Genomic DNA, 25,609 nt, shown 5'->3' with positions numbered 1-25,609 from the left:
AATTGATTAGTGGATTTTCAAAAACGCACAATATTTTATTTTTTGATATTAATAAAATAATATATAAATGCTTTTATTTTTGAAAATTCACTAAATCTTAAAAAACATTATATGGAGAAGAAAACTATTGTGTGTATTTCATGCTATTACAAAGGCTACGATTTTATGGACGAAATGAAGAAGCTCGGCAATAAAATCATCCTTGTAACCTCCGAAAACCTCAAAGAAAAAAACTGGCCTTGGCACGCGATTGATGAAACATTCTATATGCCCGAGCTCAAGCCTTCCGTATGGAATCTAGAGCATCTCATTCAGGGATTTTCCCACCTGATGAAGACCAGAAAAGTAGATGCTGTGGTGGCTTTGGATGATTATGATGTTGAAAAAGCCGCATTAATCAGAGAGACCTTCCGTATTCCCGGTATGGGACAGACAACCCACCGGTATTTCAGAGATAAACTTGCCATGAGGCAAAAAGCAAAGGATTCCGGGATCAGCGTTCCTGAATTCACCGCTGTTTTCAATGATCATGAAGTGGATGAATTTACAGACCGCGTTCCTGCTCCATGGGTACTGAAACCAAGGTCTGAAGCATCAGCATCGGGCATTAAGAAAATAACCTCCAAAGAACAGCTTCTTGAAGCCTTGGAAACACTGGGAGAAGAACGTCATCTTTTTTTACTGGAAAGCTTTAAGCCGGGAGACGTTTACCATGTAGACAGCCTTACTTTTAATAAAAAAATTGTTTTTACTTCTGCCTCAAAATATCTTGCTCCTCCGATGCAGGTTTCTCACGAAGGCGGTGTTTTCAGATCCAAAACATTAGGAAGATATTCCGAAGAGTTTAAAGCACTGGAAGATATAAATGCCAGAGTTCTTTCCAACTTCGGACTTGTCAACGGAGCCACCCATACAGAATTCATCCGGGGAAAAGAAGACGGAAAATGGTACTTCCTTGAAACTTCATCGAGGGTTGGCGGGGCTCATATTCCGGACCTGGTTGAAGCATCGAGTGGTATCAATATCTGGAGAGAATGGGCGAAAATTGAAGATGCTCTTCTGAGAGGAAATGATTACAGCGTTTCTCCCCCCACAGGCTATTATTCAGGTCTGATCGTTGCCCTGATTAAAGATAAAGAACCGAATTACAGCAGTTTTGAATGCGAAGAAGTTGTCAAATTTCTTCCGATAGACTATCATGTCGGAATTGTCTATAAATCCGGAGACGCCTCTGTTGTACAGGACAGGCTGGATTCTGCTGCTGAAATGATTCATGCGGATATGCTGAACATTCTGCCTCCGAAAGGTAATAAATTGAGTTCTTAACAATGAAACTTGACATTGACATTCAAAATGTTATTGAATTCATAATATACATCCTACCCGAAGATTCCATCCTAAAATGTAATTTAGAGAACATAAGTCCCGGAAAATGGCACAGCAAAGCATATTATCAGTTCGTTGACTCAACTCATGCCAATACACCAGGATCAAAATGGATCTTTAAAGAAAATATAATCCTCGAACATCCGAAATTAGGAACACACGTACTGGATATTTTAGAAAAAGATCAACTTGGAGGAATTGAATTTTATGAATTACTATAAAACCTAAATTAAAACTAAACAAGGAAAATGCCTCACATAGAACATACAGAGTATTATTCAAATATATTGGGAACAAGTCTCAAAGTAGAAGTGACCGGGCATTACGGCCATCCTATCATTATGTTCCCAACTTCCCAGGGACAATATACCCAGAATCATGATTTTCATCTTAACGGAAGTATCAACTGGTTTATAGAACAGGGAAAAGTAAAGCTTTACAATGTACAGACCATCGACAGCTGGAGTTTTTATGATGAAAAAATCTCGCCTCAGCAAAGAATAAGGAATTATGAACGGTATGTACAGTTTCTGGTCCAGGAATTCGTTCCTTATATCCAAAAACTTCACAAAACCCACCGCGTTGCCGTTGCAGGAGCAAGTTTCGGGGGCTATCATGCCGCTAATTTTGCTTTCAGATTTCCGGATTTGGTTTCTCATCTGTTTTGTCTTTCCGGCGCCTTCAGTATAAGGAATTTTATGGATGGCTACTCTGATGATCTGGTATACTTTAACTGTCCGAGAGAGTTTGTAAGAAATGATGAAGCCTGGAAGTATAAACACATGCATATTGTACTGAGCACTTCCGATCAGGATATCTGCAGGGATAAAAATGTTGAAATGGCTGAAATCCTCAGGATAAAAGGCATAGATTTCTGGTACGATGAAAGAAAATGGATAGGCCACGACTGGCCGCTATGGAGAATGGTCTTCCCTACCTTCATAGGAGCATTTTTCTCTTAAAAACAATAAAAAAGACAAATAGAAAAAATATACCCACCTTAAAAACAAAAATTATGACAAAAAAAGTAGGAATTCTTTTCGGTATGGAAGACACGTTTCCCTGGGCATTTATAGAAAAAGTAAATGAAATGGGAGGTGGCGATATCATCGCTGAACCCGTTACTATTGATAAACTGGAACAGGGTGCAGATTATGGTTATGCAGTGATCATCGACAGAATTTCACAGGACGTTCCCTTTTACAGAGCTTATTTAAAAAATGCTGCCCTTAACGGCACTTATGTCATCAACAATCCATTCTGGTGGAGTGCTGATGAGAAGTTTTTCAACAATGCCCTGATGTCAAAACTGGGAATTCCACTTCCTAAAACGGTTTTGCTTCCATCACACGAAAGACCGGACAATACTTCAGAAACTTCATTCAGAAACCTGAAATTTCCTCATGACTGGGAATATATATTCAATTATGTAGGGTTTCCTGCCTATATGAAGCCTCATGATGGCGGCGGCTGGAAAAATGTATACAGAGTGGAAAACCCGGATGATCTTTGGAACAAACTGGGAGAAACCGAGCAGCTGGTGATGATGGTACAGGAAGAAATTATCTTTGACGATTATTACAGAGTGTACTGTCTGGGCCAAAAATATGTCCACATTATGCCTTATGAGCCGAGAAATGCACCTCACTTGAGATACGCCACCACGCATCAGACCCAAGGTGAAGAACTTGAAAAATTACTGAAGACTATTCATGATTATACGATTAAAATGAATCAAGCTTTAGGATACGATTTCAACACCGTGGAATTTGCGGTAAGAGACGGTATTCCTTATGCCATCGATTTCTGCAACCCGGCTCCTGATGCAGACCGCAATTCTGTAGGAGAAGAAAACTTTGCATGGATCATAGAACATGCTGCCAAACTGGCTATTGAAAAAGCTAAAGAATATGTTCCGGGGAAACCTAACATTGCCTGGGGAACATTCGTGAAGGATTCCATTAAATAACATTGAAAAAGAATTAAAAAACACAAAATAAATGCATCATCAGTTTACTATTGGAATTGAAGAAGAATATCAGATCATCGATGTGGAAAGCAGGGATCTGGTTTCTCACGTTTCAAAAATCATTGAAGGCGGCAAAGCGGTTTTAAGTGAAAATTTAAAACATGAAATGCACGAATCCATGATTGAAATGGAAACAGGAATCTGCCAGAATATTCAGGAAGCCAGAGCTGAATTAACGAATTTAAGGCGTCACCTCATCAATATCGCCCATGAACAGGGACTTCGTGTTTCCGGAGGTGGTACTCACCCATTCTCTCACTGGTCTGAAAACAATATCACTCAGGGAGAAAGATACATTAAAATCGTGGATGATATGGGAGATGTGGCCCGTGAAAATCTTATTTTCGGACTGCATGTTCATATTGGAATTCCTAATCGTGAAGAAGGCGTAAGAATTCAGAATGTGATGAGATATTTCCTTCCTCACGTCTATGCTCTTTCGACCAATTCACCCTTCTGGATTGGAAGATATACAGGTTTTAAATCGTACAGACAGGAAATTTTCGTCAAATTCCCGAGAACCGGTATACCAAGTTATTTCAACTCGCTGGCAGAATTTGACAGCTATGTAGATCTTCTGGTAAAAACAGGAACCATCGACAATGCCAAGAAAATCTGGTGGGATTTACGGGTACATCCTTTTTATCCAACCATCGAATTCAGAATCTGTGACATGCCGTTAAGAATTGATGAAACTGTTTGTCTTGCGGCCATAATGCAGAGTCTTGTTGCCAAAATCTATAAACTGCACCAGCAAAACCTCAGCTTCAGAAGCTACAGAAGACTCCTGTTGAACGAAAATAAATGGCGTGCCTCCAAAAGTGGTATCGAAGCCCATCTCATCGATTTTGGGAAAGAAGAATCCGTTCCTTATCCTCATTTATTGAAAGAGCTTTTAGAGTTTATTGATGATGTGGTAGACGATTTGGGATGCCGTAACGAAGTGGAATACGTCTGGAAAATCCTTGAAAACGGAACCGGTGCAGACCGGCAGCTTCAGATCTTTAAGGAAACAGGTGATCTTACGAAAGTAGTTGATTATATGATCTCTGAAACGGAGTATGGCATCACCCATGGTGAACCTGCTTCATAATATTTTGGTAACTTTGCAAAAAATATGATGTAATGAAAGATATTCGAATTGCTCTGCTGGACATGAACAACAATCATGTGAATCAAGGTTTTAGAAATATTAAAGAAATTTCCGAAACTTTTCAGCAGAACTCTGAAGAAAATGTGGTGATCAAAACGTTTGATGTAAGATATAAAGATGAAATACCTGAAATAGAAGACTTTGATATTTTCATTTCTTCCGGTGGCCCCGGAAACCCACATCGTGAAGGCCTTGCATGGGAAAACCGTTTTGCAAATTTTTTAGATGCTGTTTTCGAGCATAATCAATACCATGAAGATAAAAAGTACCTTTTCCTGATCTGCCATTCATTCCAGCTGGCAAGTATTCACTGGAATCTGGGGAATATCTGCAAAAGAAAGTCTTATTCCTTCGGGGTAATGCCTGTTCATAAAACAGAGGAAGGTAAAGAAGAATTCTTATTCAAAAATCTTCAGGATCCTTTTTATGCGGTAGATTCGAGGGCCTACCAGTTTATAGAACCGGATCACGACCGTTTCCAAGAATTGGGAATGACCATCATGGCGATTGAAAAATTCCGTCCTCATATCAACCTGGAAAGAGCGGTAATGGCCGTTCGTTTTTCGGAGGAGATATTCGGAACACAGTTTCACCCGGAAGCCAATCCTGAATCTCTGATCGAAAATCTGAAGGATGAAAAGAACAAGGAAGCCATGATCGAAAATTTCGGGATGGAAAAGTATCTTGAAACGATAGACAGAATAGACGATGAAGATAAAATCATTCTTACCAGACATCAGATTCTTCCGAGATTCCTTCAGTTTGCAAAAAAAAACATTTTGAAAGAAGCTGAATCTTTGGTTTAATCAATACAAACCACAAAAGTCACAAAAGGGATTTGGGTATTACAATCATAAAAGCTGTTGAGAAGAACACATAAGCTTTCTTGAAAATCAAAGATTTCCCAATTAAATAGGTATTTTATAAAAGTGTATTATAAACTTTTATATTCTAAAACTTTTGTGCCTTTTGTGGTAAAATCAAATTGGACATAAACGTCCGTTTTTTTTACCATCACAAAAGAAAAAAAATATGATCCCAGAATACAGAAAACAGTTCAATCAGGAGTTTTCAGATGAAAAATACCATCAACTCAAAAATATACTGACTGAAAAAGGTGGAACAGCACCTGGTTTCAGAGTTTCAGAAAGCCCGATTTTTCTGACTAAAGAGTTTGAGAAAAAACTGATCGATGCCAGTGAAAGTATCATCAGCCAAATTAAAGCAATGCCGGCAGAACTCCTTCAAAAAGCCATTCCTGAAAACTGCAGGGTTCCCAATGATACCCATCAACCTCATTTTTTCACCATAGATTTTGGAGTATGCAAAAGTGAAAACGGAACAATAGAACCTCAGCTGATAGAGCTTCAGGCATTTCCTTCTTTGTATGCTTTTCAAAAAGTATATGAAGAGACCTATTGTGAGGTTTATCCTTTTCTTTCGGAGATCAGAAATCCTATGTCCCATGATACCTTTAAAAACTATTTGAAGGAACTGATTGTAGGTGATGAACATCCTGAAAATGTAATCCTGCTTGAAATCTTTCCGGAAAGACAAAAAACAGCTATTGATTTTGCTTTCACAGAAAAATTAATTGGCATCAAAACGGTATGTCTGACGAAAGTAAAGAAGGAAGGGCGAAAGCTATACTATGAAAATAATGGTAAGCTAACCGAAATCAAAAGGATCTACAACCGGGTTATATTTGATGAACTGGACAATATTCCGGATCTGCATACAGAATTTGATTTCCGCGAGGAAGTGGATGTAAAATGGATTACCCACCCAAACTGGTTCTTTAAAATTTCAAAGTTCCTTTTGCCTTTACTGAAGCATGAGTTTGTTCCAAAGAGTTATTTTCTGCATGAATTCCCGGAGCATGAAAATCTTGAAAATTTTGTACTAAAACCATTGTTTTCATTCGCAGGAAGCGGAGTTAATTTGAATCCTACGAAAGAAATTACCGACTCTATTCAGGATAAGGAAAACTATATTTTGCAGAGAAAAGTGTTCTATGAACCTATTTTTGAAGATATCAACGGAGATTTTGCAAAAGCAGAGATCCGTTTGTTGTATATTTGGCGAGAAAACGACGAACGCCCTATCCTATTGGAAAATCTGGGAAGAATGACTAAAGCCGCCATGGTGAATGTAGACTTCAATAAAAAAGATGCCATCTGGATTGGTAGTTCGAATGCTTTTTTCGGATAAAAAACTTATAAAACTAATACTACATGGAAGAAAGATCAACACCTTTCGCAGAATTTGACAACAACGTTTTAACACGAAGAAGAGACTTATTACCTACCTGGATTAAAATTTTCCTATGGATCTTTTTAATCGGAGGCGCAGTAGCTGCGGGTTTATTGATAGCAGGGTCTCTGATCACTCAAACCTCTTTATCATTATACGGGATGAATGCCAATCATCCGTACTCAATGACAGGGCTTTTGATCTGTTCTTTGTTCCTGTTCAAAGGTATTGTAGCCTACGGACTTTGGTTTGAACAAAAATGGGCACCACAGGCTGCCATAGCAGATGCCATTATCGGGATTGCTGTTTGCCTTATTATGATGGCCATTATTCCGTTTATGTACCCATCAATCAGCTTTACCCTCAGATTAGAACTTATTCCTTTGTATTTTTATCTTAAAAAAATGCAGAGCATAAAGACAACCTGGGAAAGCTTATAGAAACAAACCTCCGAAGTATCGGAGGTTTTATTTTTTACTCCTGAAGACCTCTCAAAACATAAAAAATCCCCCAAGAAGGAGGATAAAAAATTGACATGTACGCTATGTTTTTTTACAAACATTGTAAATATACGGATAGACTGCAAGCATACCCTACGGGAAACCGTAATACTATGATATTTATTTATTTGTATATTCGCTGTCTCAATAAATATGTGTATATTTAAAATATGGACGATAAGGAATTAAGTAATCTACGTGAAATTGCTTTTGAGGTCACTATTGATCCCAAAAACCCTGTTCATGCTGCAAGTGTTGAAGATGTAGTTAAGGTATTAAAAGCGTATATTGATTCCTATAAGTCTTTTTTAGCTGCCAAGTTAAGATCAGAAAACAATTCTGAAGAAGAAATCAGTGCGACAATAAAAGAAACACAATTACTTATTGTTGATACGGATTTTAATAGTTTCCATAGTGCTATCGCCCCCTATAACCCGAATAGCCATAATACTACGTCTTTCTTTAATCAATATAAATCAGACATTTTATCTCTTGATGTAGATAATTACTCTAATGTTTTAGCATTAAGAAATGAATTTACCAAAAAAGAACTGCAGGCGATTTATGGACCAATATTTTCTGTAATAAGCAATAAGTACGATTTAAAAGTAAAGACGAGTACAGAACTTGAAGTGACTGTAAAAAGACCTCGTAAATCATTTAATACTTACTTCAAGGAAAGAAAGGAAAAAATAATAGTGGAACGAGAGGTAAATAGGGATAATGGTAAGCTATTTCAAGTTTTTGTACAGACTTCAGATCTAAATCATATTTCCACCAAAGATATACTTTATAGTTCCGAATTACCACATGAAACATATCCTTACACTTTGGATAAGGTTACGTATAATGAGAAAACAATATATTTTCATGACACTATCATTTGCCAAGTTGATTATGAAGATGATTTATATTTTATTTCCTATCCAGAACTTAAAATAGAAGTTTGGGGAGAATCTCGAAAAGAAGCAGAAAATGCCTTTGATTTTACTTTTTATTCTCTAGTTTTAAATTATGTGAAAGAAAAAGATGAAAACTTAACTAATGATGCAATTCAGTTAAAAAACAAACTAACAACCATGATCCGATTAATAAAATGAAGGCAAGAAAGGTTAAAGACTTGATGAAAGTTCTTAAGAAAAAAGGCTTTGAATTGAATCCTGAAAAAGATCATCACAACTTCTATTATCTTATGGTCGATGGAAAAAAGTCTTCCATTTACACTTATTTTAGTCATGGCAAAACTGAATATGCAACTCCATTAATGCAGATGATTAAAAGACAATTGTGTTTTCAGAGCACAAAAACAGCTGAAGATTTTTTCGATTGTCCGCTAACTAAAGAAAAATACATAGAGATACTTAAAGATCAGGGAGATCTAAATTGATATAACATTAAGATATATCCTCGTCTAACGACAGGGGTCTTCATGTCCCGCACCTAAAATGAACCAGCCGATTTTCTTCGTATATTTGTATAAACAAAATATTATGGATAGAATATTCATTGTAATGGGGGAATCTATAGACGACCGCTTCAGCATAGAAGAGTTAATGGAATATTTAAAAAGCATTGATAATGGAGGGTTTACAAAGTTAACTCTGACATATATACCAGGATTAAGGCAATTCAATTTTGAGCCGGAATTTGATACTAATAACCACAGTGCTTACTCAAGATTCATTGAAGAATTACTAAAAAGTAAGTTTTCAGAATTCTTTAATTACTAATAAAATATCCCCACCTAACAGTGGGGAATTTTTATTTATTGATTCTAAGTTTTATAGGTTTCTTCTTATCTATCAAATACAAATAAATATATATTGAACCTGTCCACTTAAATTTTGAATATCCGTTCAACCTGATGTTATAATACTTATGAGGTTCTATAGTAATTAGGTAAAAATCCCCTTCCTCTCCCAAGTCAAGCTTTTTACCATCTTTCTCAATACAATAATAGTTTATCACGACTGGCTTAGTTGATTTATTGTAAATAGTGATAACGTCATCCTGATTTGGGTCGCCAATAAAATAAGTAGATACAGCAAATCTAGGTCTTAATTTCCATATTTCACGGACACCTAGAAAAGTTGATAAAAGTGCAGCGTAACCTGCGATATAATTTGCTATATTTTCTGGCAACATGTTTTTGCACAAAAATAGAGATCTATTTTGCTAAGAGCAAATATGTTTCAGGTTTTTATTCTCTGAATCATTAAAAAACGGTCTTGCAGTACTTCACCTTATGATAAACCAGCATATTCTTTCTTAGCATCAAAACTTGGACAAGCTTTATGAACATTGGGAAAATCTCTATGTCCCTGAATTTTAGCTTTAGGAAATATTGATTTTAATTCTCTTAGTAGCTTTACAATAGACTTTTTTTGTTCTTCCGTTCTTGTATCTTTTGGATGGTTGCTTTTATCAATGCCTCCGATGTATGATATATTGATAATCTGGGAATTCCACCCTGCAACGCCATTGGATACCTGATCAATGGGCAAAGTGTTTACTATTTTTCCATCCGCTTTTATCATATAGTGATATCCTGGATTTTTCCATTTCAGGTTTTCCTTCCAATACCTTTTAATGCTCTCTATTGTAACATCTGGTTGTGTGGCTGTACAATGTATAACGATGTAATTGATTGTTCTCATGGATTTCATTTTATTATTTTGAGCAAAATTAAACTTGTAACTCCCAAAATAGTGAAGGAAAAACACCCTATTTAAAATTGACAGGCAAGACAGCTGAAAACCAGGGAAAGCTGATAAAAATTATTTAGAAAACAATATATCTCAGGACGAAGTCCATTAAGTTTGGGCGCGAATGTTTAAATTTTGAAATATAAGAACAAAAAATCCCTCTTAGTGAGGGATCGTTTTTTATAAATCGGGACATGCCATTTCATTATCATGCGGAATGCAAACTTTTTCATTCCATGGCACCGGGCAATCATGCCAGCCTGGAGGACATCCTCCTTTTCCGTTAATACCTCTTAATTTCTCCTTAGAGATTTTCTTTAAATTTTTCATGGTTTTGATTTTAGTTTAGAAATTAAATATATAAAATATTCTCCATTTGGAGATTTAACATAAAAAAATAATCTTTACGGATTTCCGTAAACAAAGAAGGTTTAAAAATAACTGTTGAATACACCAAATAAAAAATCCTCCCAAACAGGAGGACATTAAAAAAACTTGACTTGTACTTTTAGTTTATACAAACGCTGTAAATATACGGAGAGACTGTAGGTATACTCTACGGGAAACCGTAAGGATTAACTTTTAATTGTTTGTACAGTAGTCATCGCAGACATAGCCTCTATTTTTAATCAAACAAACTTCGATCTGCTACAGCAGAATAGATAAAAAAATTGCAATACGTTTTTATTCCGTATTGCAATTGTAATAAGTTCTATAAAGATGTCTTTACACGTTTTTATCGTCTTCCAGCAATTCCCTGGCCTGGTATTCCTGAACCAGATCAATGGCATTGGAAATAACATCACTTAAAGCCGTGATAAATGTTCCTTCTTCTGCCATACCTATTGCATGCTTTAAAGCTTCAATCTCTTTAGGAATAATCTCATAACTAACGTCTCTGCCTGCAGCATTAATCCCATCAATAATCAATCCGTTGATTTCCTCTTCCGTTCTTCCACGAAGATGTTTCTCATTTCGGATGATGATATAATCAAACATTCTTCCGGCAATTTTTCCGCATTCTCTGATATCATTGTCTCTTCGGTCTCCGACACCGGATATAATACCGATTTTCTTTGTAGATTCTATGTTTTTCAGATAATCTTCAATGGCTTCGTATCCTGAAGGATTATGGGCAAAGTCGATCAGAACTTTAAAGTTTTTGAATTTAAAAACATTCAGTCTTCCCGGTGTCAGCTGGGCACTTGGAATAAAGGTTCTCAAAGAATTGGAAATATCCTCAATCCCGAATCCGTAAAGGTAACTCGCCAAACTGGCTGCCAATACGTTTTCAATCATAAACCTGGCCTTTCCTTCCATCGTAATCGGGAAGTCTTTGGCTTTTCCTATTCTGATCTTCCAGTCTCCTTTTTTGATGGTTACAAAACCTTCCTCATATACACAGGTTATCTTTCCTTCTTTAGCAAATTTTACAATATGAGGATTGTTTTCATCCATACTGAAAATAGCCACATTAGAATCGAGATCACTCACAATCTTCATGGAATATTCATTATCGGCATTCAAAACACTCCAGCCGCTCTTTTTCACGCTATCCAGTACTACACGCTTTACTTTGGTAAGATCCTTCAGACTGTGAATATCATTCATTCCCAAATGATCTTCTTCAATATTGGTCAGAACCCCGATATCGCATTGAGAAAAACCAAGTCCGGAACGTAAAATTCCTCCTCTGGCTGTCTCCAGAACGGCAAATTCTACGGTAGGGTCTTTCAGAATAAATTCTGCAGAAAGCGGCCCTGTAGTATCTCCTTTTGACAGCATGGTATTTTGAATATAAATTCCGTCCGAAGTCGTAAATCCTACTCTGTACCCATTGCTTTTTACAATGTGAGAAATAAGCCTTGTGGTGGTGGTTTTTCCATTGGTTCCTGTTACCGCAATGATGGGAATGGTAAAAGGTTTTCCCTGAGGATAGAGCATATCAACCACCGGAGCAGCCACGTTTCTTGGCAGACCTTCACTTGGAGCAAGATGCATTCTGAATCCAGGTGCTGCATTAACTTCAATGATGGCGCCGCCACTTTCCTTTAAAGGCTGGGTAAGGTTTTCTGCCATTACGTCAATCCCACAGACATCCAATCCGATAATTTTAGAAATTCTTTCAGCCATTGTGATATTTTCCGGGTGTACCATATCTGTTACATCAATGGACGTTCCTCCTGTTGAAAGATTGGCTGTTGATTTCAGGTAAACCACTTCTCCCCTTTGAGGAACCGTTTCCAGCGTGTACTGAAGCTTATCTAGTAGTTCTAAAGTGTCTTTATCCACTTCAATTTCAGTAAGGACATTTTCATGGCCATAGCCTCTTCTAGGGTCTTTGTTTTCTTTTTCAATAAGCTGCTGAAGGTTCAGTTCTCCATCGCCTACAACATGGGCAGGGACTCTCCTTGCAGCGGCCACCATTTTATTATTGATCACCAGTATACGGAAGTCGTAGCCTGTGATATATTTCTCAACAATTACTTTTCTTGAATATTTCTGAGCATGTTCAAGGCCTGTTCTGGCGGCTTCCCAATCGTTCACATTAATGGAAGAACCTTTTCCATGGTTTCCATCCAGAGGTTTAATAACAATGGGATATCCGATTTTTCTGATCACCGCGTTTAAATCTTCTTCATCTACTACCAAATCTCCAATCGGTACGGGAATAGCTGCATCGTGAAGCATTCTTTTGGTTAATTCTTTATTACAGGCAATATCTACCGCAATAGAACTTGTTTTTCCGGTAATTGTAGCCTGAAATCTTTGTTGGTTCACTCCATAACCAAGCTGAACCAATGAGTTTGTTCCCAGTCTTATCCATGGAATTCTTCTGGACGCAGCTTCTTCAACAATACTTCCGGTAGAAGGTCCAAGACGTACACGCTCCCTGATTTCTTTTAATCTATGAATACATGCATTCAAATCATAATCTTTGCCTTCAATCAGTGCTTCTGCAATTTTTACAGATTCTTCTGCAGCATAAATTCCTGCATTTTCTTCGATATAATTAAATACTACATTATATACTCCGGGAGTTTTTGTTTCACGGGTTCTTCCAAACCCTACATCCATTCCTGCCAGGGTCTGTATTTCCAAAGCGATATGCTCAATGACATGTCCCATCCAGGTTCCTGTTTCCACTCTATGGAAAAAACCTCCTTCCACTCCTTCCGAGCATCGGTGCGTCATCAATGATGGGATTAATTTTTCAATCCTTTCCCGAAATCCTTCGATTTTATTGGTAGGATAATTCTCCATTTCTTCTAAGTCCAACCTCATCTGTATCAGTTTCTTTCTTCTGATGCTCCAGATGTTAGGACCTCTTAGTGCCTGAATCTTTTCGATTTTCATAGTCTATTGGCATTTTAACAGTTAACAATAACTCCTTTCAAAACCAAAGATAATGCAAAACCCTAAACGAAACTATACCACATTTAAAGATTCGTTAAAAAAAAATTAATTTTAATTAACATTCTTAAAACATTAAAAATCAACTAAAGATGGCATGAATTTCGCCAAAGAATGTTAATTATTTTTTAATTTTGTACCATGACGAAACCTGTTGGAAAATTAATAGTTATCGGAGGCGCTGTAAACAAAGGAAGTTTTGCTGAAACCGATTATGATCAGAATATCGAAAAAAATCTTAATTTTTTTGAGCGTGGGATCTTAAGAAAGATCATCAACGAATCAAAACTAAAGGAAAATTCTGTCATTGAAATTGTAACAACTGCCTCTCAAATCCCTCAGATCGTAGGTTCCGAGTACAAAAAAGCATTCGAATTTCTTGGAGCTAAAAATGTAAATGTTCTGGACATCCACAACCGTGAGGAAGCCAATTCTGATGCAATGGTCGCAAGGGCCAACGCTGCCGATGTCATGATGTTCACCGGAGGAGATCAATTGAGACTGACTTCTATTCTTGGTGGAACAAGATTTCATGATACCGTTTTATTAAAATACCAGGAGCAGGATTTTATTTATTCCGGAACTTCTGCGGGTGCAGCGGCAGCTTCTGAAAATATGATCTACCAGGGAAGCAGCTCTGAAGCCTTATTGAAAGGAGAAATCAAAACCACTCAGGGATTGGGTCTGATTGATAATGTTATTATTGATACTCACTTTGTACAGAGGGGAAGAATCGGGCGTCTTTTCCAGGCAGTAGTCAACAATCCGAGAACTCTGGGAATCGGATTGGGTGAAGATACAGGTCTTTTCATTCATAATGATGTAATGACTGCTGTTGGTTCAGGTCTTGTTATTCTGGTAGACGGAAGGTTTATCAAAGATACCAACCTTACCAATATCAACCTTGGAGAGCCTATTTCTATTGATAATTTAACGGTACATGTCATGTCTATGAATGATCATTATGATCTTACGACAAAAACACTGACAATTGAGAATTCGCAGTTTAATCCTATTCCACAGGATAAATAGAACAACAAATACAGCTATACAAACGGGACTTCGGTTCCGTTTTTTTATTTAGCATACATATTTCAAGTTGGGCTAAAGCCAATGGATTTAAAACGTTTATTGTAAGGCGGGCTAAAGCCCACCCCCATTTGATGTTGATATCCAGATGCATAATAGTTGCTTAACAACAACATCTTTTATCTTTTATCTTTTATCTTTTATCTTTTATCTTTTATCTTTTATCTTTTATCTTTTATCTTTTATCTTTTATCTTTTATCTTTTATCTTTTATCTTTTATTAATTAACTTCGTAAAAGAAATCATTTATCAACCATCATCTTTAATTTTATGAAAGTAATTATCCACGGCGGTTTTTTCTCTGAAAGCGATCAAAGCCATGAAGTAAAAACAGCAAAACAGGAGTCATTAAAACAAATTGCTCAAAAGGCATTCGATTATCTTAAGACACATTCGGCTTTTGATACGGTTGCTTATGCCGTTTCATTACTTGAAGATGATCCTTTATACAATGCAGGAATCGGTTCTCAGATCCAGAGTGATGGTGTTATCCGTATGAGTGCTGCCATTATGAACGGAAATACTCAGAAACTCAGTGGTGTGATTAATATTCAAAATGTACAGAACCCTATTTTTGTGGCTAAAGATCTTATCAATGAAGACGATAGGGTTTTAGGAGGAAATGGTGCTAAAATTTATGCTACGGAAAATGGTTTTGAAAGTTTTTCTACAGAAATTCCCCAGAGAAGAAAAGAATACGAAGCCAAACTGGCCAATGGAGGGAAAGGAACTGTAGGCTGTGTAGCGATTGACCGGGAAGGAAAACTAGCTGTTGCCACGTCTACTGGAGGAAAAGGTTTTGAAATCCCCGGGAGAATTTCGGATTCTGCCACTGTGGCTGGAAATTATGCCAATGCTTTTTGTGCAGTAAGCTGTACCGGTGTAGGTGAAGATATTGTCAGTAATGCTACTGCAGCAAAAATTGTAACGAGAGTTACCGATGGAATGAGCCTTCAACAGGCTTTCAGTAAGACATTTGATGAACTTGCAGTCATTGATGGGTTTGCAGGAGCCATCGCAATTGATAAAGAGGGAAATATATATCATCAGGATTCCTATCCTACTATGGTTTTCGCCAGTTTTGATGGTGAAAAACTTGAAGTCTTTTCCTAAATTTAACATTTATTTATAAGTCCATTTATTTTTTTGGCACGTATTTTACATTATTCATAACAACAAATTTTAATATTAATACTTAAAAAAATAGAAATCATGGGAAACAAGACAAAAGGCTTATTAGCTTTACTAGGATTAGGTGCATTAGCTTACTGGAAATATAAGAATTCAAGCCCTGAAGATCAACAAGCGGTAAAAGATAAGATCAATACAGCTAAAGATAATCTTAACAAATGGGGAAATGACCTTAAGAGCAAAGCCAATGATGTTGCTTCCCAGGTTCAGAATAAAGTAGACGAAGTAAAGACAAAAGCTGAGGATTCCCTAAGCTAATCAACACAGAGCAGTTTTTTTAACATTCATATATAGGAAAAAAGTCATCGTAGTAATACTACGGTGACTTTTTATTGTAATGCAACCCTGAATGTTTTATTTTTTCTGTGCTATAAGCGCATATACAAGAGGTATTTTATTTCCGAACTGCGGTATTCTCCATTTTCCTGTTTCAAATTCTTCTACATGTCTGAAACAAGGATATGGAGACCAGTCAATTTCCCGAAAAACATTCAGTTGTAAATCTTTTTTTATTAAATTATCGAGAACTTCTGCTAAGGAGTGGTTCCACATGACATATTCCTGCACGATAGGTGCAGACTGATCTGCATAAGTACCTTCATAGGTTTCTACAATCGGTTTCTCATTGAAATAATGGTAAGCGACTTTTGTAAAGTCGTCATCAAACATCCAGACAACAGGGTGAAATTCTGCCATAATGAATTTACCTTCCGGTTTTAAAAAATGATTGATAATTCCAGCCCATTTTTCAAGATCGGGAAGCCATCCAATTGTACCGTAACTTGTATAAACGATGTCAAACTTATGATCCAGAACATTGGGCAGCTCATATACATCTGAACAGATAAATTCTGTGTCTGTACCGCATTGCTGTGCAAGTTCTCTGGCGGTATCAATCGCTTTATCAGAAAGGTCAATGCCGGTCACATTTGCTCCCATTCTTGACAGGGAAATAGAATCCTGTCCGAAATGGCACTGCAAGTGCAGAATACTTTTTCCTTTTATATCTCCAAGAAGCTCCAGCTCTATGGAGTTCAGTGAAGTCCTGCCTTTTAAGAACTCATCTACAAAGTAAAAATCCGATTTCAGATGAGGTTCTACTTTGGCATTCCAGGATTTTTTATTGATTTCCAAGTAATTTTCCATTGTTTAATTCTTTAAATCATCTATCTCATCCAGCCTTGAATAATATAGTTTTTTGTAATTAATTTTCTATCAGGTTTATTGACATCATCTGGTTTAAACCAAACCTCTATTCTACTCCCATAAAACTGTCCCCAATCGCCTTCATAGATTGTAAAGTCATCTTTTAATTCAAATCTTCTTAATTCATCTGTTTTATTTTCAACTTCAATCTGGCTTTTCTTTTTTATGCTTTCCTCAGAAAGGATCTGGTTTTTAGTAATTTCAAATATTTTCAGATATGCTTTTCCTTTTTCAATCTTATATAAGAACAGATCATATTTATAAATCCCCGGCTGGAAATAGTCGTAAAGAATAAAATCCTGCTGATGAATATTTATCCTGTCTTTTTCATCATTAAGCTTTATAGGTTTTTCAAATTTAATATTTTCAGGAACTTTTAATCCTTCCGCAAAAAAATCATAAGGATAAAACATCAATGCAAAAGTGAAGTAACTAAAAGTAACCGCTGCCAATACTCCTGTAGAAACAATCTGCAAAATTCCTTTCAAATAATCTTTCTTTACAATTCTGATGATACCCAGAACCAAAGTTATCAGAAGAAAAATAAAAGGAAGAAAACAGCAGATATACAATGTATACCTATTAAATAGAGAAAGTCCAAAAAAGCAGAAGAAAGCTATAAGGGCCGAAACTAATACAGAGTTATACCAATTATTATTAAAAAATTTCAACATATTGTCTGTTTATGGCAGTTTCTCCATCAATTTTTTCTTTTGCTCCAGAAATTCTTCCTCACTTAGAACTCCGGCTTCTTTTAATCTTCCCAATTGTTCCAGCTGATCTAAAATACTAGGTTCGGATTTACTCTGAAAATGTTGTTCCGGACGGGACATGAAATCTCTTACTTTTTCACAGAACAGTTCAGCATGGTACTTTCCTACTCCATCAATTTCTATCACGTCATCAGTCACCTGAATATCTATGGAAGCTAATAAAAATTCTGTTTCATATTGTATGGAGCTTATTTTGCTGTAAGAAAAGTCTTCTACTTTCAATCCGTACATGAACTCCTTATCCACAAAAATCAGTCTTCTGTCTGTGGCTACCAGGATGATATGATGGTTGTTGAGTTTATTTCTGCCTTCTACGAGATAGACAATTCTTTCGTCCGGTGAAAGGATATCCGGTAATTCACGAATTTCTTTCCGGGCAAATATGGTAGGGCTGATATCCAGTTTTTTAAGTTCTTCTTTTATTTCGTCAAGTCTTGATTTTTCACTCATAGCGTTAATTTTTGGGTCTAAATTACTCTTTATAAGTAATTAAATGAAAATATTAGTCTTCTGATGGTATTACAATGGAAGTATGCAAACAGTATAGCTTCCAGCCTAAGGTTTCATACAACAGCTTTCCTTCTTCCGTTGCCACTAAAATATTCTTGTAAAAACCTTTGGATAAAGCGATCTTCTCCAGTTCTTTCAATAAAAAACGGGCAAGTCCTTTCCTTTGATGACTTTTTTCGGTAATAATCCTGTCATACACAGCAACATCATCTATAAGAGAGATACGTCCTATAGAAGCCTGCTCACCATTCTCCGCCACAATCGTAATAACAAAGGTTGTATTGTACTCAGAAAATTCCAGATGGTATCCTTCTGCAAGACTTGTGTCCGGAAATTCCATTGGATGAAAACAGGTCATCATATATCCCTGCGGCTGCAGTTTCCATCTTTCAGGAATTTGATCTGTAATTTGATCAGGGGGAACAGATGCTTTCAGATAAATCCAGGGCTCGGTAATTGAATTGGCAAGCTGAAAAAAATCATCATTAAGCTCAGGAAACACAAAACGTTCTTTTTGTTTTTCATCTCCTACAACAACATGAAATCCGGATTTATAGGACACAGGAAAAGATGTTTCTCTTGAAAGGCACCATCCTTTCAACCAGCTTTCCACTATTTTTGCAGATACTTTATCTTTCATGATTGGGTATAAAATTTTTATGGTAATTGCTCCAGCAGCTTCTTTTTTTGCTCTGCAAATTCGGCATCGGTTAAAATTCCGTTTTCCCTCAGTTTACCCAGTTTTTCAAGCTGATTCAAAATATCGTCTGATGAGACTGCAATACTTTTTCCTGCTGTACCCATTTGTTTTGGAGATTGATCCTTAGAATTATTATAAATGGTTTTTATTGTATCATAGAACTTCTCTGCATCTTCCTTATCCATATAGCATTCAAACTCAACTATTCTTTCTTCCAGATGCAGTTTAATAATCGGAGATCTCGGATGGGTTACAAAGCTTACCAACTGTATGTTTTCATTAGGGTAAATAGTAATCTTTGCGGCACCAAACATTCCTTTTGATACAGAAATCATCCTTTTGGGCGTTGCTACCAATACTCCGGCATCCAGTGTATTGACAAACTGAGCATCTGTAATCGCAATGATCTGTTCTTCTTCAGAGATAAGATAAGGAAGTTCCTTGATTTCTCCTTTGGTAAAGACGGAGAGATTAGCATGAAGCCTTTCCAGTTCATTCTTTATTTTTTGGTGTCTTCGCTTATAAACCTCTTTTGAGATTTGATGAGAACCGGAATCTATGGCTGCAGGAAGAGTCTTTCCTACCGTCATGACTGTCTGAGCTGCTTCAGTGTCTTCTGTATTCAGCATATTATTGATATCGTCAATGCTGAATGCATTAAGATTATAAAGCAACTCATCATTGATATCGCTCACTTTATTCAAACATTTGTTGCATAAAACATTACCATCCGAAAGCGAATTCGCTCCCAGAAGCGTATCCATAGATGTTAATTCTGTATTACACAACGCACAATTATTAGTCATTCCTTTTTTATTCAAAAGTATTTAAATTCTCAACATCCATCAAAAAAAAACAACCACAAAAGTAATTTTGCAGTTGTTCTGTTTTTAATATAATTAAGAAATTATTCTCCTAAAAACTCTTCTAAAGAAACCGTTTTCTGTATTCCGGCTTCAAGATCTTTAAAAGTAACGGTATTATTTTTAATTTCTTCTTCACCCAGGAAAACCAGATTCTTTATGCCTTTCTTTTCTGCATAGGTAAACTGCTTGTTGATCTTTGCATTTTCAGGGTATAGTTCTGCAGAAATCCCTTTAGCTCTTAGCTTCATGATCAGCTTTAATGCATCCGTGATTCCTTCACCTCCAAAGTTAGCAAACAGATATTCTATTTTGGCTGATGCTTCTTCAGGGAAAAGGTTGAGTTCTTCCATGACAAGATAAATTCTGTCTAACCCGAATGAGATTCCTATTCCTGGAATATTTTTAACACCAAAAACTTCAGTAAGATTGTCGTATCTACCGCCACCTCCGATGGATCCCATAGCAACTTCATCCGCTTTCACTTCGAAAATAGCACCCGTATAATAGTCCAATCCTCTTGCCAATGTAATATTGAAGACCAGGTTTTGAATATCCACACCAAGGTTCAGAGATTGGGTAAGAACAAATTCCAGCTCTTCCACTCCTTTTAGTCCGATTTCGTTCCCTGCAAATTTTTCTTTTAACTGAAGAAGATTTTCCAATGCATCATCCGACTGGCTGAACAGGAAATCCAGCTTATCAATAGATTCCTGAGAAATTTCTCTTTCCAACAGTTCTTTTACAACTCCATCTTTCCCAATTTTATCCAGTTTATCAAGAGCAACAGTGAAATCAATCAGTTTATCTGTAATTCCAGCATATTCTGCCAATCCTGATAAAATCTTCCTGTTGTTCATATGAATGGTTACAGGAACTTTAAGATCTGCAAAAGATTTCAGATACAACTGAATCAGCTCCACTTCCTGCAGCAGACTTTCGCTTCCTACCACATCGGCATCACACTGATAAAATTCTCTGAATCTTCCTTTCTGAGGTCTGTCTGCTCTCCAAACCGGCTGGATCTGATAACGTTTGAACGGGAACGTCAGTTTACCATGATTCATCGCTACGAATCTTGCAAAAGGTACGGTAAGGTCATAACGAAGAGCTTTATCTGTAAGGCTCTCTGCACTGAATGGTTTTTCCAATGCTTTTTGAAAGTCATGAAGCATCTGAGTTTTTTTCTCTTCTTTCGCTTCGTTGATGCTTGAATTTAAAATTTTAAAAATCAAGCGGTCACCTTCTTCTCCGTATTTTCCTGTCAAAGTAGAAAGATTTTCAAAACTAGGTGTTTCCAAAGGCTGAAACCCGAATAATTCAAAATTATTCTGTAAAATATTGATGATATATTTTCTTCTGGAAACTTCCTGTGCCGTAAAATCTCTCGTCCCTTTTGCTAAACTTGGCTTCATTTGTTGTATGTCATTTTGATAAATGCAAAAGTAAGGAATTGAAAGGAATTTTACATAGTATAAAAAGCTGAAGAAAGTCTCTCTTCAGCTTTTCTTATTGCAGCATCAATTATTCAAAAAAATCATACGCTTTCAAGAATCTCAAGGATCTCTTCACCATAGTTTTCAATCTTATGCTTTCCAAACCCTTTGATCTCGAGCAATTCTTCTTTCTTAGCAGGCTTATACTTGGCTACAGATATCAGTTCTTTATTGCTCGCGATGAAGTAAGTGGGCAGGTTCTGTTCTCTGGCTTTTTCCGATCTCCAGAATTTCAGAGCATCCAGAATTTTTTCTTCATCGATATTCAAAAGATCAGTATCTGCAGAATATTTTACTGCCTTTGGTTCTTTTACTGTACTTTTTATGGGCTTTAATTCCTCAAAATACAATATGACAGACCAATAACGTTCTTCGTTCACAAAAGCTGTTTCTACTTTCATAATCTCATTGGCGTCCAGGAAATCATCCAGCATTTTCTGATCTTTGTAGAGAAATTCTTCCGGAAGCCTGATTTTAAAAACTTTTACTTTCATCATTTGTGTTTTTAGAATTATTTACCTCCTAATAAAAGAATCTCGTCTACCCGAATTTCTGTGATATACCGTTTAACCCCATCTTTATCATCATAGGATCTGTAGGTGATTTTACCTTCTATGGCAATTTCTTTTCCTTTCGATACATACTTTTCAAAGATTTCTGCTGTTTTCCCAAAGGCAATCAGATTGTGCCATTGTGTTTCTTCTACTTTTTCTCCTTTCGCATTCGTGTAGTGATCGCTGGTAGCTAAAGATACACTTGCTTTTACGTTTCCATTATCGAAGTTTACCATTTCAACTTCTTTACCTGTGTAACCAATTAATGTTACTTTGTTTCTTAGTGACATAACTTTTAGATTTTAAAGATTAATAAATTCAGATAAGAGACGTTCACTGTTTTTCTCAAATCTCTGTTGCAAAGATTGCGATGGTTTCAATTCACAGTCGGTTATAAACCATTTAAATCCATTTGTAGTCGTTTGTAAACGGATATGAAAATAAAAAGATTTCTTTATTGTATAGGATTTATAAGAATTAAAAGACATTAATTCCCACCAATGAATTAAAAATTTAATAAGATAAAACCTATGATAATTTTTTGTTCTTCTTAAAAAAATATTCACATTTAAAAATTGCAATGTTATATAATATGTATAAAATACAATTTCTCATTGTAATTAAATAAGAATATAAATTTTAAATTATGTGGAAAATTTTCTGTTCTGGCTTTCATCTAAAAAAATCCAACAAAAAAGGCACTCAACAAAATTGTTGAGTACCTCCTACTTAATCATGCAACTAAAAATAAAATTGAAACTTATATTTTTTCACATTCAATAATGTCTTTTGCCTCCTTAATAATGAGATTAATCTTTAGCTTGAGAAATCCTGGTTATACTATTGATAGTGGCATCCAATGAAGTATCAGATTTTATTTTAATAAGATATCCGCTACCAATAGATAAAGGATCGGCAACACTCACAAGATAAAAAACAAGATCTCCTGAGGTTACCCCATTAGGAGCTACCGCGGTCTGATCTATGGAGAATGTTGAAGGAGGAACAGGATTTGAAAGATTCACTGTTACAAAGGCCACAGAACCATTATTCTTATTGGCATAACTTACAATAACCCTCCACATATGAACTTGCCCGGCAATAGGGTTTTCCAGAAATCGTCCCGTTGCCGGATCATATATATCTCCAGGCACCGGATTGATAATATTTTCAGGCCATGTGGTGGTAGGTGGTGCTGCAAAGTCTGTCACAATGTTCATCGGTGTCTGATAAACAATATTCTGATACGTCATCAAAGGAACTCCTCCTGAAGATTTGAATGCAAAGAAAGGCTTTACACCTGCTCCACTATTTAATTTAACGACTCCTTCGTTGGCTGTTGTTAATGTTACTGAAGAAATTACGGTACTCCATTGGGTTCCATTATAATATCTTAAAGTTTTATTGGTGGAATCATAGATGATCATTCCCGCAGTGGGTGTAGTTACATTAGCTGGAGGATTGGCATTTCTGGAGAGTACAACTGCTGAATTAGCTGAGGTAACGTCTAGAACTCCTTGTGGAGACGTTGTATTAATCCCTACCTGTCCAAAAATAAAAGGACAAAACAGAAAACTGAGTAATAAATTAGATTTTTTCATGGTTTGTTTTTTTGAATGTTGATATCAAAATTACAAAAAAACACAATACTGTGAAATAAAAATCAATTTATTTATATGAAAATAAGACAGTTATATTCAAAAATATAACTTTATGAGTAATAATTTCTTTTAAAATACCGATGAATATTATATTTTCCAAAACACAGAAAATTAAACAAACATAGACGTCGTGTTCTAAAAATTCATTTAGTTAATGAACCATCCCTTTTCTGTAAAATATATTGTAATACTGATTGGCATTTTCCCAATTATCCATTTACAAACGGATAATTCCTTATCTTTGTGAAAATTCATCTATGAAAAGGAACATCAATATTTTTGAGTTTCCTCTCAATTTGGGACTTACCAAAAAGGAATATGAGACAGAACCCGGAGTTCGGAAGCTTCCGGAATGGCTCAGAAAATTTGGTTTTCATAGCAGAATTAATCCTGCCAACGTTTTCAGACTAAAAGCTCCTGAATATTCTATGGACTTTGATGAGGAATCAAAAGTCAGAAATGCAGTTCAGATTATCGAATATGCTAAACAACAGGCCGATTGTATTCTCCGGAATTACGAAAAGAATTCATTCAATATTATTCTTGGAGGCGATTGCAGCATTCTTATAGGAAACGCAATGGCTCTGAAAAAAGTGGGAGATTTCGGGCTTTTTTATCTTGACGGGCACACAGACTTCATCCCCCCCGAACTTTCTGAAACGGGAGGGGCGGCAGGAATGGATCTCGCCATCATTACCGGTACCGGACATGAAAAACTAACTGATATTGATGGTTTAAAACCTTATCTGTCAGAAGAAAATATCTTTTGCTGTGGGAATGCAGAAATTGATGATGAACAATATGTTGACCAGATTACCAACTCCGAGATTCATTATTTTGATTTATACCGTCTCAGACAAAATGGTTTCGGAAAAACGGCTGAAGACTTTTTGAAAATGGTGAATGATAAAGGGTTAGACGGGTTTTTCATTCATTTTGATGTAGATATTCTGAAAGATGAATTCATGCCCGCCGTAGACAGCAGGATGGAAGACGGAATCAGTTATGAGGATCTCAGGAAAATGCTGGAACCTTTGTTCGCAAACCCTTTGTGCTTTGGAATAGAGATTACCATTTTAGATCCTGATTATGATAAAAACGGAATATACACCCGTCCATTTGTAGATAACTTAATTCAAATTATAAAAAATAAAGAAGAGTAAATGAAGAAGACAATCAAAAGAACATTCAGGGTTTCAAAATATGTGATCTATAAGGAGACGCTTGTTGATTACAAGGAACATTTCTGGTCATTTTTAGGCGCATTTTTTGGGATTGGGATTATTGCATTTATCCAGTCTCACTCACTTACAGAAACGGAAAACATATTTCTGATCGGTTCTTTTGGAGCATCAAGTGTTCTTATTTATGGAGCAATACAGAGTCCTCTGGCACAACCGAGAAATCTTATCGGCGGACATGTTCTGTCGGCATTGGTAGGTGTTACTGTTTATCAGTTTATTCCGGATATCATCTGGCTTTCGGCACCTTTGGCAGTATCATTTTCTATAGTATTGATGCAGTATACAAAAACTTTGCATCCACCGGGTGGAGCTACAGCTCTGATTGCAGTAAGTTCTACAGGTAAAATTCCGGAATTGGGATACTGGTATGTTCTCTCCCCTGTTCTTTCCGGATGCATTATTCTTTTGATTGTTGCATTATTTTTTAATAATATTACACCCAACAGAAGCTATCCTACCCACAGCATGTTCAAAAGGCTGCTGAAAAAAAGACACAACCATCACTTAAAATAAAAATCATGAATTGTCTGGAATGTGGCGAGAAAATCATCGGAAGATCAGATAAAAAATTCTGCAACGATGCCTGTCGGAACGCCTATAACAATAAGCAGAATAAGGATTCCAGTAATCTGATGCGGAATGTTAATAACAAGCTTCGCAAAAATTACCGTATCCTGATGGAAATAAATACCGACGGTAAAACAAAAGTCCCAAAATCCAGACTGGATGGCTTAGGTTTTGATTTCGATTATTTTACCAACCTGAAAGTTTATAAAAACGGCTCTGAATATAAATTCATTTATGATTACGGGTATAAACTTCTGGATGATGATTTTGTACTGATAGTAAAAAATCAGGCATAACCTACCCACCACTAATATA

General features: G+C 36.3%; 30 protein-coding genes. 17 read left to right on the top strand and 13 right to left on the bottom strand.

Translation table 11 applies throughout. The annotated features are described in order from the left end of the window. Positions 1–111 precede the first annotated feature (111 nt). From KBP46_RS01875 to KBP46_RS01825, 11 genes are all read left to right on the top strand, one after another. Positions 112–1,326, top strand: a complete 1,215-nt coding sequence (locus KBP46_RS01875) for an acetyl-CoA carboxylase biotin carboxylase subunit family protein (protein WP_216444490.1) — start codon at positions 112–114, stop codon at positions 1,324–1,326. Between the two features lie 2 nt (positions 1,327–1,328). Further along, positions 1,329–1,607 carry a hypothetical protein gene (locus KBP46_RS01870; RefSeq protein ID WP_062675072.1) on the top strand — a complete coding sequence of 93 codons (279 nt, stop codon included), beginning with the start codon at positions 1,329–1,331 and terminating at the stop codon, positions 1,605–1,607. A 27-nt stretch (positions 1,608–1,634) separates the two neighbouring features. After that, positions 1,635–2,348 (top strand): alpha/beta hydrolase-fold protein, encoded by a 714-nt coding sequence (locus KBP46_RS01865; protein WP_120231385.1) that lies wholly within the window; start codon positions 1,635–1,637, stop codon positions 2,346–2,348. Positions 2,349–2,401: 53 nt separating this feature from the next. After that, positions 2,402–3,355, top strand: coding sequence for a RimK family alpha-L-glutamate ligase (locus tag KBP46_RS01860; protein ID WP_062675074.1), 954 nt, complete (start codon positions 2,402–2,404; stop codon positions 3,353–3,355). 31 nt (positions 3,356–3,386) lie between these two features. Then, positions 3,387–4,508: a carboxylate-amine ligase gene (locus tag KBP46_RS01855; protein ID WP_216444489.1), complete on the top strand. Its 1,122-nt coding sequence runs from the start codon at positions 3,387–3,389 to the stop codon at positions 4,506–4,508. 32 nt (positions 4,509–4,540) lie between these two features. Beyond that, positions 4,541–5,374: a type 1 glutamine amidotransferase gene (locus KBP46_RS01850; protein ID WP_216444488.1), complete on the top strand. Its 834-nt coding sequence runs from the start codon at positions 4,541–4,543 to the stop codon at positions 5,372–5,374. Between the two features lie 226 nt (positions 5,375–5,600). Further along, positions 5,601–6,779, top strand: a complete 1,179-nt coding sequence (locus tag KBP46_RS01845) for a hypothetical protein (RefSeq protein ID WP_062675077.1) — start codon at positions 5,601–5,603, stop codon at positions 6,777–6,779. Positions 6,780–6,802: 23 nt separating this feature from the next. Continuing rightward, complete coding sequence (locus tag KBP46_RS01840; protein ID WP_062675078.1) at positions 6,803–7,261, top strand: hypothetical protein; 459 nt, start codon at positions 6,803–6,805, stop codon at positions 7,259–7,261. A 230-nt stretch (positions 7,262–7,491) separates the two neighbouring features. Next, entirely contained in the window at positions 7,492–8,421 is a 930-nt protein-coding gene (locus tag KBP46_RS01835; RefSeq protein ID WP_216444487.1) for a hypothetical protein, read from the top strand. Further along, on the top strand, positions 8,418–8,708 hold the full coding sequence (locus tag KBP46_RS01830) for a hypothetical protein (RefSeq protein ID WP_216444486.1): 291 nt from the start codon (positions 8,418–8,420) through the stop codon (positions 8,706–8,708). The genes KBP46_RS01835 and KBP46_RS01830 overlap by 4 nt, the downstream gene beginning before the upstream one ends. A 103-nt stretch (positions 8,709–8,811) precedes the next feature. Next, the gene (locus KBP46_RS01825; protein WP_216444485.1) at positions 8,812–9,051 is read left to right on the top strand and encodes a hypothetical protein; all 240 of its coding nucleotides are present in this window, start codon (positions 8,812–8,814) and stop codon (positions 9,049–9,051) included. Positions 9,052–9,082: 31 nt separating this feature from the next. On the opposite strand, the gene KBP46_RS01820 is transcribed toward KBP46_RS01825, so the two are convergent. The 4 genes from KBP46_RS01820 to cphA all read right to left on the bottom strand — a co-directional run bounded on the left by KBP46_RS01820 (position 9,083) and on the right by cphA (position 13,383). Continuing rightward, positions 9,083–9,466, bottom strand: coding sequence for a hypothetical protein (locus tag KBP46_RS01820; protein ID WP_216444484.1), 384 nt, complete (start codon positions 9,464–9,466; stop codon positions 9,083–9,085). Positions 9,467–9,564: 98 nt separating this feature from the next. Next, positions 9,565–9,978: an N-acetylmuramoyl-L-alanine amidase gene (locus KBP46_RS01815; RefSeq protein WP_253297156.1), complete on the bottom strand. Its 414-nt coding sequence runs from the start codon at positions 9,976–9,978 to the stop codon at positions 9,565–9,567. 228 nt (positions 9,979–10,206) lie between these two features. Next, positions 10,207–10,356, bottom strand: coding sequence for a hypothetical protein (locus KBP46_RS01810; protein WP_157885777.1), 150 nt, complete (start codon positions 10,354–10,356; stop codon positions 10,207–10,209). 396 nt (positions 10,357–10,752) lie between these two features. After that, positions 10,753–13,383, bottom strand: coding sequence for a cyanophycin synthetase (gene cphA, locus KBP46_RS01805; RefSeq protein ID WP_216444482.1), 2,631 nt, complete (start codon positions 13,381–13,383; stop codon positions 10,753–10,755). Positions 13,384–13,581: 198 nt separating this feature from the next. Between cphA and KBP46_RS01800 the strand changes: the two genes are divergently transcribed. From KBP46_RS01800 to KBP46_RS01790, 3 genes are all read left to right on the top strand, one after another. Further along, entirely contained in the window at positions 13,582–14,472 is an 891-nt protein-coding gene (locus KBP46_RS01800; RefSeq protein ID WP_034695508.1) for a cyanophycinase, read from the top strand. 327 nt (positions 14,473–14,799) lie between these two features. Next, positions 14,800–15,642: an isoaspartyl peptidase/L-asparaginase gene (locus KBP46_RS01795; protein ID WP_062675080.1), complete on the top strand. Its 843-nt coding sequence runs from the start codon at positions 14,800–14,802 to the stop codon at positions 15,640–15,642. A 99-nt stretch (positions 15,643–15,741) separates the two neighbouring features. Continuing rightward, positions 15,742–15,978, top strand: coding sequence for a YtxH domain-containing protein (locus KBP46_RS01790; RefSeq protein WP_034695510.1), 237 nt, complete (start codon positions 15,742–15,744; stop codon positions 15,976–15,978). Between the two features lie 96 nt (positions 15,979–16,074). On the opposite strand, the gene KBP46_RS01785 is transcribed toward KBP46_RS01790, so the two are convergent. The 9 genes from KBP46_RS01785 to KBP46_RS01745 form a co-directional block, all read right to left on the bottom strand. Then, positions 16,075–16,866, bottom strand: coding sequence for a bifunctional 2-polyprenyl-6-hydroxyphenol methylase/3-demethylubiquinol 3-O-methyltransferase UbiG (locus KBP46_RS01785; RefSeq protein WP_216444481.1), 792 nt, complete (start codon positions 16,864–16,866; stop codon positions 16,075–16,077). Between the two features lie 20 nt (positions 16,867–16,886). Beyond that, positions 16,887–17,600 (bottom strand): hypothetical protein, encoded by a 714-nt coding sequence (locus KBP46_RS01780; RefSeq protein ID WP_216444480.1) that lies wholly within the window; start codon positions 17,598–17,600, stop codon positions 16,887–16,889. 9 nt (positions 17,601–17,609) lie between these two features. Beyond that, positions 17,610–18,149 (bottom strand): PH domain-containing protein, encoded by a 540-nt coding sequence (locus tag KBP46_RS01775; protein ID WP_216445438.1) that lies wholly within the window; start codon positions 18,147–18,149, stop codon positions 17,610–17,612. A gap of 52 nt (positions 18,150–18,201) precedes the next feature. Further along, the gene (locus KBP46_RS01770; protein ID WP_202840751.1) at positions 18,202–18,849 is read right to left on the bottom strand and encodes a GNAT family N-acetyltransferase; all 648 of its coding nucleotides are present in this window, start codon (positions 18,847–18,849) and stop codon (positions 18,202–18,204) included. A gap of 17 nt (positions 18,850–18,866) precedes the next feature. Then, the gene (locus KBP46_RS01765; RefSeq protein WP_216444479.1) at positions 18,867–19,715 is read right to left on the bottom strand and encodes a PH domain-containing protein; all 849 of its coding nucleotides are present in this window, start codon (positions 19,713–19,715) and stop codon (positions 18,867–18,869) included. 101 nt (positions 19,716–19,816) lie between these two features. Next, entirely contained in the window at positions 19,817–21,187 is a 1,371-nt protein-coding gene (gene hisS / locus KBP46_RS01760; protein WP_216444478.1) for a histidine--tRNA ligase, read from the bottom strand. Between the two features lie 122 nt (positions 21,188–21,309). Then, a complete protein-coding gene (locus tag KBP46_RS01755; protein WP_228436683.1) occupies positions 21,310–21,765 on the bottom strand; it encodes an HRDC domain-containing protein in 456 nt (151 codons plus the stop codon). Between the two features lie 14 nt (positions 21,766–21,779). Then, positions 21,780–22,112 (bottom strand): single-stranded DNA-binding protein, encoded by a 333-nt coding sequence (locus KBP46_RS01750; protein ID WP_047429680.1) that lies wholly within the window; start codon positions 22,110–22,112, stop codon positions 21,780–21,782. 519 nt (positions 22,113–22,631) lie between these two features. Further along, positions 22,632–23,423, bottom strand: coding sequence for a hypothetical protein (locus KBP46_RS01745; RefSeq protein WP_062675087.1), 792 nt, complete (start codon positions 23,421–23,423; stop codon positions 22,632–22,634). A gap of 317 nt (positions 23,424–23,740) precedes the next feature. Between KBP46_RS01745 and KBP46_RS01740 the strand changes: the two genes are divergently transcribed. From KBP46_RS01740 to KBP46_RS01730, 3 genes are read left to right on the top strand one after another with little or no spacing between them, the layout of a single operon-like run. Beyond that, positions 23,741–24,646, top strand: a complete 906-nt coding sequence (locus KBP46_RS01740) for an arginase family protein (RefSeq protein WP_216444477.1) — start codon at positions 23,741–23,743, stop codon at positions 24,644–24,646. Further along, positions 24,647–25,240: an HPP family protein gene (locus tag KBP46_RS01735; RefSeq protein WP_216444476.1), complete on the top strand. Its 594-nt coding sequence runs from the start codon at positions 24,647–24,649 to the stop codon at positions 25,238–25,240. A gap of 5 nt (positions 25,241–25,245) precedes the next feature. Further along, positions 25,246–25,590: a hypothetical protein gene (locus KBP46_RS01730; protein ID WP_062675090.1), complete on the top strand. Its 345-nt coding sequence runs from the start codon at positions 25,246–25,248 to the stop codon at positions 25,588–25,590. Positions 25,591–25,609: the final 19 nt, after the last annotated feature.

The sequence above is a fragment of the Chryseobacterium sp. PCH239 genome (assembly GCF_018924625.1).
GTDB classification, from domain to species: domain Bacteria; phylum Bacteroidota; class Bacteroidia; order Flavobacteriales; family Weeksellaceae; genus Chryseobacterium; species Chryseobacterium cucumeris.
This window is presented reverse-complemented; position numbering and strand designations above follow the sequence as displayed.